12 protein-coding genes and 1 pseudogene are annotated in these 14,184 nt (G+C 73.0%); 7 read left to right on the top strand and 6 right to left on the bottom strand.

Going from position 1 to position 14,184, the window contains the following annotated elements; genetic code table 11:
- Positions 1–88 precede the first annotated feature (88 nt).
- Both ACH4ZA_RS11370 and ACH4ZA_RS11365 read left to right on the top strand, forming a co-directional pair.
- Positions 89–420 (top strand): annotated as a pseudogene (locus ACH4ZA_RS11370) (ABC transporter ATP-binding protein); the annotation flags it as partial.
- A 7-nt stretch (positions 421–427) separates the two neighbouring features.
- Positions 428–571 (top strand): hypothetical protein, encoded by a 144-nt coding sequence (locus ACH4ZA_RS11365; protein ID WP_398429302.1) that lies wholly within the window; start codon positions 428–430, stop codon positions 569–571.
- Positions 572–687: 116 nt separating this feature from the next.
- Here ACH4ZA_RS11365 and ACH4ZA_RS11360 read toward each other — a convergent pair whose 3' ends face one another.
- Positions 688–987, bottom strand: a complete 300-nt coding sequence (locus ACH4ZA_RS11360; RefSeq protein ID WP_398429015.1) for a hypothetical protein — start codon at positions 985–987, stop codon at positions 688–690.
- A gap of 169 nt (positions 988–1,156) precedes the next feature.
- Between ACH4ZA_RS11360 and ACH4ZA_RS11355 the strand changes: the two genes are divergently transcribed.
- Positions 1,157–1,522, top strand: a complete 366-nt coding sequence (locus ACH4ZA_RS11355; RefSeq protein WP_398429014.1) for a nuclear transport factor 2 family protein — start codon at positions 1,157–1,159, stop codon at positions 1,520–1,522.
- A gap of 348 nt (positions 1,523–1,870) precedes the next feature.
- Here ACH4ZA_RS11355 and ACH4ZA_RS11350 read toward each other — a convergent pair whose 3' ends face one another.
- Complete coding sequence (locus ACH4ZA_RS11350) at positions 1,871–3,829, bottom strand: RICIN domain-containing protein (RefSeq protein WP_398429012.1); 1,959 nt, start codon at positions 3,827–3,829, stop codon at positions 1,871–1,873.
- A gap of 218 nt (positions 3,830–4,047) precedes the next feature.
- Here ACH4ZA_RS11350 and ACH4ZA_RS11345 point away from each other — a divergent pair, with 218 nt between their 5' ends.
- On the top strand, positions 4,048–5,274 hold the full coding sequence (locus tag ACH4ZA_RS11345) for a glycosyltransferase (protein ID WP_398429275.1): 1,227 nt from the start codon (positions 4,048–4,050) through the stop codon (positions 5,272–5,274).
- A 30-nt stretch (positions 5,275–5,304) separates the two neighbouring features.
- On the opposite strand, the gene ACH4ZA_RS11340 is transcribed toward ACH4ZA_RS11345, so the two are convergent.
- The gene (locus ACH4ZA_RS11340) at positions 5,305–5,979 is read right to left on the bottom strand and encodes a TetR/AcrR family transcriptional regulator (protein ID WP_398429010.1); all 675 of its coding nucleotides are present in this window, start codon (positions 5,977–5,979) and stop codon (positions 5,305–5,307) included.
- A 191-nt stretch (positions 5,980–6,170) separates the two neighbouring features.
- On the opposite strand from ACH4ZA_RS11340, the gene ACH4ZA_RS11335 reads away from it, so the two are divergent.
- Positions 6,171–7,436, top strand: a complete 1,266-nt coding sequence (locus ACH4ZA_RS11335) for a YncE family protein (protein ID WP_398429009.1) — start codon at positions 6,171–6,173, stop codon at positions 7,434–7,436.
- A 68-nt stretch (positions 7,437–7,504) separates the two neighbouring features.
- Here ACH4ZA_RS11335 and ACH4ZA_RS11330 read toward each other — a convergent pair whose 3' ends face one another.
- Positions 7,505–9,376, bottom strand: a complete 1,872-nt coding sequence (locus ACH4ZA_RS11330) for a cellulase family glycosylhydrolase (RefSeq protein ID WP_398429007.1) — start codon at positions 9,374–9,376, stop codon at positions 7,505–7,507.
- 239 nt (positions 9,377–9,615) lie between these two features.
- Here ACH4ZA_RS11330 and ACH4ZA_RS11325 point away from each other — a divergent pair, with 239 nt between their 5' ends.
- Positions 9,616–10,740 (top strand): XdhC family protein, encoded by a 1,125-nt coding sequence (locus ACH4ZA_RS11325; protein ID WP_398429006.1) that lies wholly within the window; start codon positions 9,616–9,618, stop codon positions 10,738–10,740.
- A 242-nt stretch (positions 10,741–10,982) separates the two neighbouring features.
- Here ACH4ZA_RS11325 and ACH4ZA_RS11320 read toward each other — a convergent pair whose 3' ends face one another.
- Positions 10,983–11,483 (bottom strand): metallophosphoesterase family protein, encoded by a 501-nt coding sequence (locus tag ACH4ZA_RS11320; protein ID WP_398429005.1) that lies wholly within the window; start codon positions 11,481–11,483, stop codon positions 10,983–10,985.
- 129 nt (positions 11,484–11,612) lie between these two features.
- On the opposite strand from ACH4ZA_RS11320, the gene ACH4ZA_RS11315 reads away from it, so the two are divergent.
- Positions 11,613–13,586 (top strand): glycosyltransferase family 2 protein, encoded by a 1,974-nt coding sequence (locus ACH4ZA_RS11315; RefSeq protein ID WP_398429003.1) that lies wholly within the window; start codon positions 11,613–11,615, stop codon positions 13,584–13,586.
- 226 nt (positions 13,587–13,812) lie between these two features.
- Here ACH4ZA_RS11315 and ACH4ZA_RS11310 read toward each other — a convergent pair whose 3' ends face one another.
- Positions 13,813–14,181, bottom strand: coding sequence for a DUF6479 family protein (locus tag ACH4ZA_RS11310; RefSeq protein WP_398429001.1), 369 nt, complete (start codon positions 14,179–14,181; stop codon positions 13,813–13,815).
- Positions 14,182–14,184: the final 3 nt, after the last annotated feature.

The following is a 14,184-nucleotide window of genomic DNA, read 5'->3' as shown; positions in this document are numbered from 1 at the left end:
GCCGCGTCGACGTCCTGAGCACGCCCTTTCCCGGCGCTCCGCCCCGATGGCCGACGCAGCCCGTGGGTTCCCACCGAGCCCCGTGACCATCGCCCAGGCGGCCTACGACGACCGGTCCACGTGGCGGCTGCTGCTCGACTGCGTGCGCCCGCACCGCCGGCCCTGCTCGCGGGGGCGGCGCTCTCGCTCGTCACCGGCGCCACCGGACTGTTGCTGCCGCTGGTGGCAGGGAAACTGATCGACGATCTCGGCCACGACCGCGCGATATCGGGCCCGTTGCTCGCTCTGACGGCTCTGGTCGTCGCCAACTCCGTGGTGGGCGCACCGGGTTCGTTCGTTCTGCAGCGCACGGCGGAGTCGGGGGTGCCCGGGACGCGACGGGCGTTGTCCTCGTATCTGCTGCGGCTGCGCGTCACGGCGGCACCGGTTGTCGACGGTCACGACGGCCGACCGGATCGTGGTCATGGACGTGGGGCGGGTGCGGGCCGTGGGCACGCACCGTGAGCTGGTGGCGGCCGATCCGCTCTACGCCGACCTCGCGGCGACCCGGTTCCTCGCGACCGTCGGGTGACCGGGGCGGCGGGGCGTCCCGCCGGCCGGCCGCGTGCCGCGAAAGCCGGCGGCACGGCGTTCACGCGTGCGGGGCCGCCCGGTCGTCCGGACGGCCCCGCCGAGGAGACAGGGGACTCAGGCCTGGATCCCGGGCAGCAGCCCGGTGACGGGGGCGGCGAGGTCGGTGATCTGGTGCAGCTCGTTCAGCTGCTGGAGCTGCGTCACCTTGTTGACTTCGCTCAGCTGCCGGGAGACGGGCGGGAGTTCGGAGCGGTGCTCCTGCGGGATCTGGGAGGTCGCGAGCGAGTCCAGCGCGGTCAGCGGATTGATCCGGCCGGCGTCCGGGGCGTCGGCCGCGTTCGCCATGGGCGCCGCGAGGCCCGTGAGCCCTGCGGCGAGGGCGGCGAGGGCGGCGATGCGTCGAGTGGAGATCATGCCCTCAGCAACGCCGTGACCGCCCCGGCGGACACGGGCGGGCGGCCCCCCTCACCCGACAGGTGGAGCGTGCCGCTGCGCTTGCCGAGCCGGGCTCGGCGGAGGAGCCTCGGAGGTGAGGGCCCGGCGGCGTCTCTCCCCTCGGCCGCTGCCCTCGTAGGAGGTCATCATGGGCACCGCGGCAGGCTCCGCCTTCGACACCGAGGCGCTGCGCCAGGGCATTGAAGGACAGACCGCAGCGACACTTCTGTCGCTCTACGCCGACGACGCGGAACTGCGGCTCGTCGACCACAACACCCAGCCGAGCAAGCCCCGGGTGCTGCACGGCCGGGACGAGATCGCCCAGCTGCTCGACGACGTCTACAGCCGGGACATGACCCACAAGCTGGAGGAGTGCGTCGTCCAGGGCGACCGCGCCGCCTACAGCGAGTCCTGCCGGTACCCGGACGGCGTGCGGGTGCTCGCCGAGTCGATGATCACCCTGCGCGACGGCAAGATCGTCGAGCAGACGATGATCCAGGCATGGGACGAGTAGGGAGGAAGACCGCAGGGGTCCAGGTCACCTCCCGGTTGACCTGGACCTTCTCGGTCCGGGCCGGACTGGGGCGGTCGCGGGCGTCCAGGCCGGCGCTGTCGGAGCCGGTGTTCGCGGTGGGGCGGCTTGCGAGCGTCCTCCTGCTGCGGAGGGCGCTGAGAGCGGGCCGGCCGCGTCCGCTCCCGCCGGCGCCCGCGCCGGCCCGCCGGCGTCGCCGCCGACGCCGGTGAGCGGCGGCGGGTCCGCTGCGGTCCCGCCGGGCTTTCCCGGCCCCGAGCCGGGCCCGATCGGCTGCCCGGCACGGCCGCGGGGGTCCTGACGTCGCGTCGGACCCCCTGGCTCCTCACGTCAGTTCAGGGTCCACTTCTGGTTGTCGGCGGCGCCGCACGTCCACAGCACGATCGGGGTGCGGTTGGCCGTGGCCGCCCCGTACGCGTCGAGGCACAGACTCGCGTTGACGTTGGTGATCGTGCCGTCGCCGTTGACGTTCCACTTCTGGTTGTTCTGGCCGGTGCAGTCCCAGACGACCACCTTGGTGCCGTTGGCGGTGCCGTGGTCGTAGGCGTCCAGGCACTTGTTGCCGTACACCACGAGTTCCTTGCGGGAGGTGTACGTCCAGGCCTGGTTGGAGCCGCCGTTGCAGTCCCAGAGCTCCGCCTGCGTCCCGTTGGCGATGGTGCTGTCGAACATGTCGAGGCAGCGGCCGGACTGCCTGCCGACGACGAGGCTGCCGTTCGCGCCGGGCAGGGGCCTGACGGTGATGTCCGCGAGGGTCGGGGCGCCGGTGAAGGCGAGGGTGTTGGCGGAGCCCTTCGACAGGGCGACCTGGAGGGTGATCGTGCCCTGCGTGGAGCCCGTCGGCGGGAAGGAGACGGTCGTCGGGGTCTGGCCGTTGACCTTGAGCGTCGCGGTGCGGGCGGTCGCGGCGGTGTTGGTGTAGGCGACGTCGACGACCTTCAGGCCGGTGTCGCCGGCGGCGACGCCGGAGAAGCTCGATGTGCCGGTGTACGTGCTGCCCGCCGCCTCGGTGCCGCCGCTGACGGTGACCATGACCGAGCCGCCCGCCGGGACGTTCGCCGTGTAACCGGTGGCGAAGGCGCCGAGGTCGGCGCGCGCCCACGGGTCGCGCACGGTCGCGGACGCGCCGGTCAGGCCGAGGTCGGCCCAGCGGGCGGTGATGTTCGCGGCGGCGGAGGTGCGGTTGAGCAGGACGACGGCGCGCTTGCCGCTGCCGGCGAGGACCTTGCCGTACACCTGCAGCCCGGTGCCGTCCTCGGCGACCTTGACGCCCTGCAGGCCGCGCGCGTCCTGGTCGACGGCGACGACCTCGGGGTTCTTGAGGATGTTCGCCGTCTCCGTCGTCATGGTGGCCAGGTTGTTGCCGGCGAGGAGCGGCGCGCCGGAGACGGCCCACAGGTTCATGTGGGTGCGGTTCTGGGCGGCGGTGAAGCCGTCCATGCCGACCATCAGCATGTCCGCGTCGTTGTAGTAGCCGGTGTGCTGGGCCGTGGGGTGGACGTTGCGGTCGTAGTTGGTCAGCAGGTTGGTCATGGACGGCTTGTTGCCGAACAGGATGATGTCGTCGTTGGTCCGCCACATCGCGCCCTGGCCCGGCGCCCAGTTCCACGGGTTCTGCCGGCCCCAGTTGCACAGTGACAGGGTCATCGGCCGGCCGGTCGTCGCCGTGGCCTTCGTGATCGCGTCGCTGATGGCCTGGTACGTCGTCTTGGCGTCGAGGCCCTCCTTGTCGCCGCCGCACCAGTCGACCTTCACGAAGTCGAAGCCCCACCGGGAGAACTGGAGCATGTCCTGGTCGTAGTGGCCCTCGCTGCCGCTGCCCGGGGCGGCGGGCCGGCCGGTCGGGAAGTAGTAGCCGCAGCCGTCCTTGCCGGCGTCGGTGTAGATGCCGGCCTTGAGGCCCTTGCCGTGGATGTAGTCGGCGATGGCCTTCATGCCGCCGGGCCACTCGGACTCGTCGACGGTGATGTTGCCCGCGCTGTCACGGGTGCCCTGCCACCAGCCCTCGTCGATGTTGATGTATTGGTATCCGGCCGCCGGCAGGCCCGCGGCGACGAACGCGTCGACCTGCTGCTTGATGACGTTGTAGTCGATCTTGGCCGCGAAGCTGTTCCAGGAGGCCCAGCCCATCGGGGCGGCCGGCACGGCGATCTGGCGCGAGGTCGCGGCCCGGGCCGTGCCGGGCTGGACGAACACCAGGGCGGCGGCGACCGTCAGCAGCAGGGCGAGCACCCGTGCGGCGGCGGATCTCCCGTGCCGGGCGAGGGACGCGGGGAGTGGGGGAAACATACGGGCGGCTCCAGCTTAAGGTCAGCGCACTTCGAGATATCGAACGAGATTCGGCGAACCGAACGTGGTGCGCCGAAAAACTAGAGCCGCCGACAGGTGAAGTCAACGGCTGCGGCAGAGGAATTGTGACCGTTCTCAAAGTCCAACGGGCCGTCTGCGCGGCGTTCTTCACGCGCGGGCCGCCCGCCGCCATACTGTCGGGCGTGCGAGTGGCGATCATGACGGTGGGTTCCCGGGGTGATGTGGCCCCCTTCACGGGTGTGGGTCGGGCACTCGCGCGGGCGGGACACCAGGTCACCCTGGTCACCCATGCGCGCTTCGCGCCGCTGGTGGCGGGCTCGGGCGTCGGCTTCCACGCACTGCCGCTGGACCCGCGGGCCGAGCTGGAGTCCGAGCGGGGCCGCGGACTGCATCGCAGCACCACCGGACCGGGCAAGCTGCTGCGGGTGACCCGGATGGCACGGACGTTGGTCGGGCGCATCGCGGACGATCTGCTGACCGCCGCCCGCGAGGCCGACGCGCTGCTGCTCTCGGCCTCGGTGGCGCCCCTCGGCCACACGATCGCCGAGGGGCTGTGCCTGCCGAGTCTCGGGCTCTACCTCCAACCCGTCGCTCCGACCCGCGAGTTCGCCCCGCCGATGCTGGGCGGCGGCTCCTGGGGAGCGGCCGGCAACCGGCTCGCCGGGCACGGCGTCGAGGCGGCCGTCGAACAGATCTTCACCCCGGTGCTGCCCCTGGTGCGCGCCCGGCTGGGACTGCCCGCCGTCCGCCGCGGAGTCCTCGCCCCTCGCAGGCGGCGGTACGGCTGGCCGGTCCTGCACGGCTTCAGCCCGCTGGTGGTGCCGCGGCCCCGGGACTGGCGCGCGGAGCTGGACGTCGCCGGCTACTGGTGGCCGCACGACCGCGACAGCCGACTGCCGTCCCGGCTGCGGGAGTTCCTGGACGCGGGGCCGCCGCCGGTCTTCGTCGGGCTGGGCAGCGCGACGGTGCCCGACCCCCGGCGGCTCGGCGCCGAGATCGTCCGGGCGCTGCGGCGGGCGGGTCTGCGCGGGGTGATCCAGCGCGGCTGGGCGGGCCTGACGGCCGACGGCGACGACATGGTGACGGTCGACGAGGCGCCGCACTCGCTGCTCTTCCCCGAGATGGCCGCGGTCGTCCATCACTGCGGTGCGGGCACGACGGCGGCAGGCCTGCGGGCGGGCGTGCCGGCCGTGCCGGTGCCGATCCAGTTCGACGAGGGGTTCTGGGGCGACCGGCTCGTCGCACTGGGGGTGGCCCCGGGCACGGTCCCCCTGCGTCGGCTGACCGCCGACACGCTGACGGCGGCCCTCGTGCGGGTCACCCGCGAACCCGGATACGCCCGCCGGGCGGCGCTGGTGGGGGCGCGGGTGCGCGGCGAGGACGGCGTGGGGCGGGTGGTGGAGGCGGTGGCGCGCCTGGGCTGACCAGGTCCGGCCGGATCGAGGGCGGCCCGCCTACCGCTCGCCCTGCGGGCCGCCGGGCTCCCATTCCGCCGGCCGCAGCATGGCCAGCAGCTGGCGGACCAGCTCGTCGACCACCTCGTCCAGGGTCGCGTCCACCCAGCCCGCGCTCCAGTCGTGCAGGAGGCCGTTGACGCTGCCGATGAAGGCCGTGGCCGCGAGACGGTAGTCGCGCGGGGCTCCCTCGCCGCGGGCGGCGGCCGCGGTCGCCTCGGCGCAGATCAGGTCGATCCAGCGGGCCCTGCGGGCCAGGCGCTGCTCGTCCAGCCGGGGGCTGACGCCGACGATCTCGACGAAGGTGATCCGGATGCGGCAGGGGTCGGAGGTGACGTTGGCGGCGTAGGCGCGGAAGATCGCGGTGGCGCGTTCGGGGAGCGACTTGCCCTCGGCGGCGACGGCGGCGGCCACGACCGCCTCCTCGGCCCAGGCGTTCACCTGGAGGTGCAGCTCCGCCAGGACGTCCTCGAGGGTGCGGAACTCCTCGTAGAACTGGCGGGTCGACAGACCGGCCGCCTCGCTGAGCGAGGCGACGGTGGTGCCCCGGTAGCCGGGCGCGCCGCCGAACGACCGCAGCGCCGCGTCCAGGAACCTGCCGCGCCGCTCGGCCTGCCGCTGCTCGGCGGACTTGCCGCCGTAGCGGCCGGTCGGCGCCTTGAGTCTGCCCGCCATGGCCCTCCTTCGTCGCTCGGTGTGGCTCCACCGCCAATTTTGTCGTGTACGAGTCTTGTGGCGAAGGGCACCCCTTCCTTACTTTCCAGTAAGAACATTCTGAACGGGCCCGTGTTCAGATTTCGGCGGGGTCTTCCCCCGCCTTCACACCCCTGCCCCTGACCTTCCGCCCCCCAGAGGAGAGAGCAGTCATGGCTGCCTTCAGATCCAGGCACCTTTGCTCCATCGCCGCCGCCGTCGCCCTGACCGTCACCGCTCCTGCCGCCGTCGCGGCCGCCGCCCCGGCGGCCTCGGACTCCTCCACGGCCGCCGCGCTGCGCGAGGTGCTCTTCGTGGGCAACAACTGGGAGGGCACCGCGGACGTCATCAAGTCCAGCGGCGACTTCGCGAAGATCGGCCGGATCAACGTGATCCCCGACAAGGACGCCCGGATGAAGGAGATCAACGGCGACCTGATCAAGTGGATCTACTTCATGGCCATCCGCAACGGCGTCGGCGAGGGGCACGACCAGTTCGTCGACGACATGTACACCACGCCGGACGGCGCGTCGGTGGTGGTCTCCCGGCCGAGCTTCGCGGACGTCGTCTCCCTCGACCTGGCCACCGGGAAGATCAACTGGCGGTTCCCGGTGTCGGGTTACCGCTCCGACCACATGGCCGTCTCCCCCGACGGCAAGCGGGTCGCGGTCTCCGCGTCGATCTCGAACACCGTGCACGTGCTGGACATCGTCACCGGCAAGCAGGTGGGCTCGTTCAAGACCGGCGACAAGCCGCACGAGAACATCTTCACCAAGGACGGCAAGTACATCTACAACATGGCGATCGGTGACGTGAACACGTCCCAGGACGCGCCGTGGCAGGACTTCACGAAGGGCGACCGGCGCATCACCGTCGTCGACGCGAACACCTACCAGCAGGTCAAGATCATCGACATGCGGCAGCGGCTGGACGCGATCGGTCTCAAGGACTACTCGGACGCCGTGCGCCCCGCGGTGTTCTCGCCGGACGAGTCCAAGCTGTACTTCCAGGTCTCGTTCTTCAACGGCTTCTTCGAGTACGACCTCGCCACGGACAGGATCACCCGGACGAAGACCCTGCCGAAGAACCCCTCGACCAGCGACGACCGCACCACGTACGTCAACGACTCGCGCCACCACGGCCTGTCGATGAGTCCGGACGGCAGCAAGCTGTGCGTGGCGGGCACGATGGACGACTACGCGACGATCGTCAACCGCGCGACCCTCGAGGAGGGCCCGCTGGTCACCGCCTCCAAGCCCTACTGGGCCACGGTCAGCGGCGACGGCAAGGACTGCGTCATCTCCGAGAGCGGCGCCGACCAGGTGACCGCGATCGACTTCGCCACCGGGCAGAAGGTCGTGTCGGTTCCCGTGGGCGACCACCCGCAGCGGGTCCGCCTCGGCCACGTGGCGGCGGGCTGGACCGGCGCCGGCAGCTGACGGCGGCCGCACGGCGCAAGGGGTGGGTGGCGGTGACCGCCACCCACCCCTTCGTCGTTCCGGTGCGGTCACCCGACCTTCTGGGCCACCCAGGCCGACAGTTCGGTGCGGGCCGCGGTCAGCTGGGCCGCGGTCGGCGCGCTCGCGCCGTTGGTGACCAGTGCGTAGTGCACCGTGCCCGAGTCGGACGTGCTGAGCAGCAGACGCCGGCTGCCCGTGCCGCCCGGTTCGACGGCCGCCGCGATGTTCGTGCCGGTCGTGTAGGCGGGGGGCGCGTACACGGCACCGAGGTCGGAGACGACGGTGGTCGTGGCGGTCGGGAAGGAGGCGGGCAGATGCAGTTCGGTGGGCGCCGCGCCGCCGGCCGAGCGCCACACGAGAAGCGCGTACTGGCCGGAGCCGACGAGCTGCTTCGTGGCGGGCAGGGAACCGGGGACCGGGTTCCAGGTGAGGGTGGTGGAGCCGTCGCGGGAGCGGTCCTCGTAGGTGAAGGCGACGGTCGTGCCGGAGGTGGCGCTCGGGTACACCCGGTCGAGGAGCCGCGCGTCCTGGCGGAGCGTGGCGTTGCCGGAGTCGTCGAGGCGCACGGCCGACAGGTCCTCGTCGTTCCAGGCGTCACCGCGGGTGAGCACCTTGTCGGGGTTGCCGTTCATCAGCTCGCGATGACGGCCCCAGTAGATGTCCCACTGCCACTGGCTGCCGGAGAGGACGGGACCGGAGACGGCCGGGGTCGTCCACCAGGACGCGCCCTTCACCCGGGAGTCGAGCGCCTGGTACATGGCCTTGAGGACGGTCGGCGCCTTGTCGGAGACGTTGCCGGCCAGCGGATGTCCGAACTCGCTGACGATCGCCGTGGTCCCGGTCGCCGCGGCCCGGTCCCGGACGGCGCCGAAGTCGGTGACGTACTGGCCGTCCGCCGCCTTGCCCCACATCAGGATCCCGGAGATGGCCTTCTGGTCGTAGAAGTGGGTGTTGAAGACGTAGCGGGAGCCGAGCGTGCCCACGTCGAGGAGTCCGCCCTCCTGCCGCTGGGAGTCGATGTTGCCGTTCCAGAACATGTTCGGCTCGACGAAGGCGGGCTTGTCCTGCCAGCCGGCCGCGTCCATCCGGGCCCGGAACTTCACGTAGAAGGGCCACAGGAGGTCGCGTTCCCACGTGCGGCTGGTCTGGCCGGAGTCGTAGGTCCCGGCGTAGGGCTCGTTGTAGGGGTCGAAGCCGAGGACGCCGGCGAACTCCTCCGCGCTCAGGTGCTGCCTGACGTACGCCATGGTCTGCTGGGCGGTGGCGAGGAAGTTGTCCTGGACGCCGTGCGCGTTGTGCCAGAAGTCGTACTGGGCGGCCTTCACCGCACCGTTCTGGGTGATGTTCTGTCCCCAGAACAAGCAGATGCCGCACGACTCGGCGGGGTAACCGCCCAGGTCCACGGCCCACTTGGGGGCGCCGTCGCCGGTGTACCAACTGCCCCGGTTGAACAGATGGCGAGAGTAGAGATCCTGGTGGAAGTCGGGGTAGACACGGATGCCGGCGTCGAGGAAGGCGCGCATCTGCTCGGTGGCGGCGGCGAGGTAGACGGTGTCGACCTGGCCGCGCACGGGCTCGGCGTAGGCCCAGGAGAGCAGGAAGCGCACGGAGTTGCCGCCGCCGAGGGCGCGCAGCGCGGTCGCCGACTTCCTGGCGTCGGCGACGGAGGCGAAGGGCAGGCCCTTGTTCTCGTCGAGCTTGGTCTCGCCGGAGACGTTGTATCCGCGCAGGACGACCTCGCGGCCGTTGCCGTCGACGAAACGGCCGTTCGCCACGGTGAGCGCCGTGCCGTCGAAGGGAAGCGAGCCGGGGAGCGTGGCGTCCGCGGCGGCGGGCGAGGCGCCCGCCGCCGTCAGGAAGCCGCAGAGTCCGCAGAGGACCACCAGAACTGCGAGCAGACGGGCCCGGATGTTCAGCATGTGCACTACGGTCCGGCGCTTTTCGAGCACCGTCAATACCTTCTGACCCACGAGTAAGTTCCTGCATAGAGCGCCCAGTTGGGCCGTCACACCCGTCGTGTGCACCAGGTACTCCCGAGGGTTCGGCGGTTTGCCGTCCGTGCGGAGACGTTCGGGGACGGCAAGGGATCCGCGCGGCGCCGGGTTCTTTGGCGGCCGGCCGGGAAGCGGCGGACCGGGCGGCGGCTTACCGTGCTCACGTGCGTGAGATTCTTCCGGTGCTGTCCGGGTGGTACGAGACCGGCGCGCCTTTCGGGCTCGCCACCGTGGTCGCCGTCCGCGGAAGCGCGCCGCGCGATCCGGGCGCCGCGATGGCGGTGGGCCCGGGCGGCGAGGTCGTGGGCAGCGTGTCCGGGGGGTGCGTGGAGGGCGCGGTGTTCGAGCTGGCCCAGGAGGTCCTGGCGGACGGGACGCCCCGGTCGGCCACTTTCGGATACAGCGACGACGACGCCTTCGCCGTCGGGCTGACCTGCGGCGGCGAGCTCACCCTGCTGGTGCGGGCGGTGACGCCGGACCTCGACCCCTCGTTCGGGGCGGTCGCCCGGTCGGTCGCCGGGGGCGAACCGGTGACCGTGGCCACCGTCACCGACGGTCCCGCACCCCACGGGGCGGTGCTCGCCGTCTGGCCGGACCGGACCGCCGGCACGCTGGGCTCCGAGGGGCTGGACGCGGCCGTCACCGCCGACGCGCGCGGAGGACTGGCGCTGGGCGCCACCGGACTGCGGCACTACGGTCCGCACGGCCGGCGGCGGGAGGACTCCGTCTCGGTGTTCCTGCACTCCTTCGCCCCACCGCCGCGCATGCTGGTGTTCGGCGCGATCGACTACGCGGCCGCCGTGGCCCGCATCGGCGACTTCCTCGGCTACCAGGTCACCGTCTGCGACGCCCGCCCGGCCTTCGCCACGCCGGCCCGCTTCCCGGCGGGAGTCGAGGTGGTCGTGGACTGGCCGCACCGCTACCTCGGCCGCACGCACACCGACGGGCGCACGGTGATCTGCGTGCTGACCCACGACCCGAAATTCGACGTGCCCCTGCTGGCGGCGGCCCTGCGCCGGCCCGCCGCGTACGTCGGGGCGATGGGCAGCCGCCGCACCCACGACGAACGCCGTGCGCTTCTGCGGGAGGCCGGGGTCGCCGACGCCGAGCTGTCGCGGCTGCGCTCGCCGGTGGGGCTGGACCTGGGAGCCCGTACGCCCGAGGAGGTCGCCGTGTCGGTGGCGGCCGAGATCGTCGCGCTGCGGTGGGGCGGCAGCGGCGCGCCGCTCACGTCGACGGCCGGGGCGATCCACCCCCCGGCGGACGGTGGGACCCCGCCCGCGCGGTAGTGCGCGGGCGGGCGTGCGGGATCGGGATCGGGATTCACCGGACGGGAGATGTGTAGCGCGGCCCGCGACGGGGTACGCGCCCACAACGGACACGCATGCATGTCCTTACGTCGTCCCACGGTGGAAGGAGGCCCGTTGACGCAACGCACACTCGCAAGTTCCGGGCCGCCTCCGACCGCATCGGCCGGAAGCGGCCCGGTTCGTCCTCCCCGCTGAAGTCGGCCCGCCGGGCGCGTGGGCGCTCAGCGCGGCGGCAGCCGGTGCAGGACGACGTCCGTGAGGCGGCCTTCGGCGGCGGTGGCCGTGAGGTAGGTGCAGTACGGCTGCCGGCGGCGGTCCGTCGGGGAGCCCGGATTGAGCAGGCGCAGGCCGCCCGGGGCCGTGGTGTCCCAGGGAATGTGACTGTGCCCGAAGACCAGGACGTCGAGGTCGGGGAAGCGGGCCGCGCAGCGCGCCTCCCGCCCCTGTGCCGGACCGGTCTCGTGGACGACGCCGAACCGCAGTCCGCCCACTTCGGCGCGGGCGACCTCGGGCAACCGGGCGCGCAGCTCGGGCCCGTCGTTGTTGCCGTACACGGCGAGCAGCCGGCGGCTGCGGCTCTCCAGCAGGTCGAGGGCGGCCGTGTCGACCCAGTCCCCCGCGTGGACGACGAGGTCCGCGCCGGGGAGCTCGTCGAGCAACGGGGCGGGAAGCGCCTTGGCGCGCTTGGGCAGGTGGGTGTCGGACATCAGCAGGAGGCGCACGGCGCCAGACTACAAAATCCGGATCGGGACGAATCAGGACAGGTGGGGCGCGGACTGCGGGGTTAGCATCGGGCTGCACGCACCCGCCGTCCGCACGGCAGGCGATCCGACGAGGGGGCCAGGAGCCCGATGCCGGTCAAGGTCAGCGTCATCGTCCCGGTCTACAACCCCGGCCGCTACATCGAGGACTGCATCGCCTCGCTGCTCGGGCAGTCGCTCCCGCCCGACGCCTACGAGATCGTCTTCGTCGACGACGGCTGCACCGACGCCACCCCGGCGCTCCTCGACGCCCTCGCCGACCAGGACCCCCGGGTCCGCGTCGTCCACCAGGAGAACTCCGGCTGGCCCGGCAAGCCGCGCAACGTCGGCATCGACGCCGCCCGGGGCGAGTACGTGATGTTCGTGGACGCCGACGACCACCTCGGCGCGGAGGCCCTGGAGCGGATGTACGACTACGGCGTCGCCAACGGCGCGGACGTCGTCGTGGGCAGGATGGCGGGCCGGGGGCGCGCGGTGCCGGTGGAGCTGTTCCGCACGAACCGCCCGCACGCCGGCGTCGAGGACGCGCCGCTCATCGACAGTCTCACCCCGCACAAGATGATCCGCCGGGCGTTTCTCGAGCGGACCGGTCTGCGCTTCCCGGAGGGGCGCCGGCGCCTCGAGGACCACGTCTTCGTCACCGAGGCCTATCTGCGCGCGGACAACGTCGCCGTGCTCAGCGACTACGTGTGCTACTACCACGTCCGCCGGGACGACGCGGCCAACGTGAGCCTCCAGCGGTTCGACCCCGTGAGCTACTTCAAGAACCTCCGCGAGGCCCTCGACGTCGTCGAGCGGTACACCGAGCCGGGCGACCTGCGCGACCGGCTGTTCCGGCGCTGGCTGCGCGTGGAGATGGTCGAGCGGCTGCGCGGCCGCCGCTTCCTGAATCTGCCCGAGGACTACCGCAGGGAGCTGTTCGAGGAGATCCACGGGGTCGTCGTCGAGCGGTTCGGGCCGGGCGTCGCGGCGTCGCTGCAGCCCACCCAGCGGGTCGTCGCGGCACTGGCCGCCGACGGGCGTTACGACGACGCCGTCGCGTTCGCGCGGTGGGAGGCGGGCATCGGGCTCTCCGTCGAGCCGCAGGGCGTCGAATGGCGGGGCGGGCTGCTGCGGATCGCCTTCGCGGCGGAGCTGACGCACGACGGCGAGCCGATGACCGTCCCCGCCGCCGGCGAGCGTCCGCCGTGGCCGCCGCGCGACGTCGCCGACGCGGTGCGCTGGCTCGGCCTGGACACCGCGGAGCGCTTCGACCGCGTCTCGCCCGACCTGCTGCTGCGCGAGCGCGCCGGCGCGGCGCAGTACTTCCAGCCGGTGCGCACGGACCGGCAGCGGTTGCCGGCCGGGGACGGGAGCCGGGTGCGTCTGGTGCTGCGCGGCACGGCCGTCGTCGATCCCGCCACCGCGATCAGCGGCAGCCCGCCCCGCGAGGGCCTGTGGGACGTGTGGGTGAGGGTGGTCCTCGGCGGGTGGACGAAGGAGGTGCGGCTGGGCCCGGCGCCCCGGCACGGCCGGCCCGTCCCGCTCGCCGGGGTCGTCGCGGACCGGGTGGTGCTGCCCTACTGGACCGACCGGCACGCCGGCCTCGCGCTGGACGTCGGTCACGCGAGCGAGCGGCTGGGCCTCGCCCGGGTCGCCGCCGGCGACGTCGCTCTCGGCGGGGACCGCGGGGAGCGGTTCCATGTGGTCCTGCCGCTGCACGTGCCCGAGACCGCCGCGGTGCTGCTGCGGCTGACGGGGGCGAAGCCCGCGAGCTCGCACGAGATCTTCGGGACGCTCGCGCCGGGCGGCCGGCTGGACGCCGTCCTGCCGGTGGGCGATCTGGCGGGCCGTACCTGGCTCACCACGGTGTGCCTGACGCCGGACACGCCAGGGGCACGGTTCCATCCGCTGCCCTTCGCCCTGCACGTCGGCCCGGACGGCGTCCTCGTCGTGCCGGCGCCGCAGCCCGGCGGCGTACGCCGCACCGCCCGCCGGGTGCGGCGGGCGGTGTACCGGGCGCTCGGCCGGGTCACCGCCGGAGGGCGGGCGACGGCGGGGCCGTCGCACCGACGACGCCGGTAGCCGCCCGGCGCGGGCCACCGGCAGGCGCGGGCCGGAAGGCGGGAGGCGACTGCGGGACAGGGCTGCGGGAGGAGCCGCCGAGGGGAGGCTTCGGGGGCGGCGCGGGTCGTGCGTGACGGCCGGTCAGCCGTCGCCCCTGACGCTGTTCCCCGCCGGGCGCGCCCCCGGGGCGATCCGCGCCCCCGGGTGCGGCCACCGCCGGCACACAGGTGCGCTGGGGGCGGGTTCAGCGGCCGCCCGGGCCTCCGCTGCCGAACGAGCCGCCCGTGCCCTCGTCCCAGCGGGGCCGGGCCGCGTCGGCGCCGTCCCGGCTGCCGGTGGGCCTCAGCTCGTGCGGGGTGAGGCGCTCGCCGTCGGCCGCACGGGGCATCTCGTTGGGTTCACGCGAGCGGCTCTCGTGGGTCGGGCCCGAGGCGGGCATCCGGGGCTGTTCGTGCGGCTGCGGCGGCGCGGGCTCCCGGCGCCGGATCTTGAACCCCAGACGAAAGGCGAAGATCAGCCCGCCGACGAGGACGAGCCCGACGACGACGAACGCTACGGAGGCCAGTGCGGACCTTCCGGATGCCGCGAGGAATGCGGAGGCGAAGGTGTCCATGGG

Source organism: Streptomyces sp. NPDC020597, from assembly GCF_044335095.1.
In the GTDB taxonomy this organism is placed as follows: Bacteria; Actinomycetota; Actinomycetes; order Streptomycetales; family Streptomycetaceae; genus Streptomyces.
The sequence above is the reverse complement of the archived record's forward strand: the minus strand, read 5'-3'. Positions and strand labels throughout refer to the sequence as shown.

What these genes read in the sequence shown, in the direction of transcription:
- ACH4ZA_RS11360 (WP_398429015.1), bottom strand. Translation starts at nt 987, where the DNA reads ATGATCTCCACTCGACGCATCGCCGCCCTCGCCGCCCTCGCCGCAGGG.
- ACH4ZA_RS11355 (WP_398429014.1), top strand. Translation starts at nt 1,157, where the DNA reads ATGGGCACCGCGGCAGGCTCCGCCTTCGACACCGAGGCGCTGCGCCAG.
- ACH4ZA_RS11350 (WP_398429012.1), bottom strand. Translation starts at nt 3,829, where the DNA reads ATGTTTCCCCCACTCCCCGCGTCCCTCGCCCGGCACGGGAGATCCGCC.
- ACH4ZA_RS11345 (WP_398429275.1), top strand. Translation starts at nt 4,048, where the DNA reads ATGACGGTGGGTTCCCGGGGTGATGTGGCCCCCTTCACGGGTGTGGGT.
- ACH4ZA_RS11340 (WP_398429010.1), bottom strand. Translation starts at nt 5,979, where the DNA reads ATGGCGGGCAGACTCAAGGCGCCGACCGGCCGCTACGGCGGCAAGTCC.
- ACH4ZA_RS11335 (WP_398429009.1), top strand. Translation starts at nt 6,171, where the DNA reads ATGGCTGCCTTCAGATCCAGGCACCTTTGCTCCATCGCCGCCGCCGTC.
- ACH4ZA_RS11330 (WP_398429007.1), bottom strand. Translation starts at nt 9,376, where the DNA reads ATGCTGAACATCCGGGCCCGTCTGCTCGCAGTTCTGGTGGTCCTCTGC.
- ACH4ZA_RS11315 (WP_398429003.1), top strand. Translation starts at nt 11,613, where the DNA reads ATGCCGGTCAAGGTCAGCGTCATCGTCCCGGTCTACAACCCCGGCCGC.
- ACH4ZA_RS11310 (WP_398429001.1), bottom strand. Translation starts at nt 14,181, where the DNA reads ATGGACACCTTCGCCTCCGCATTCCTCGCGGCATCCGGAAGGTCCGCA.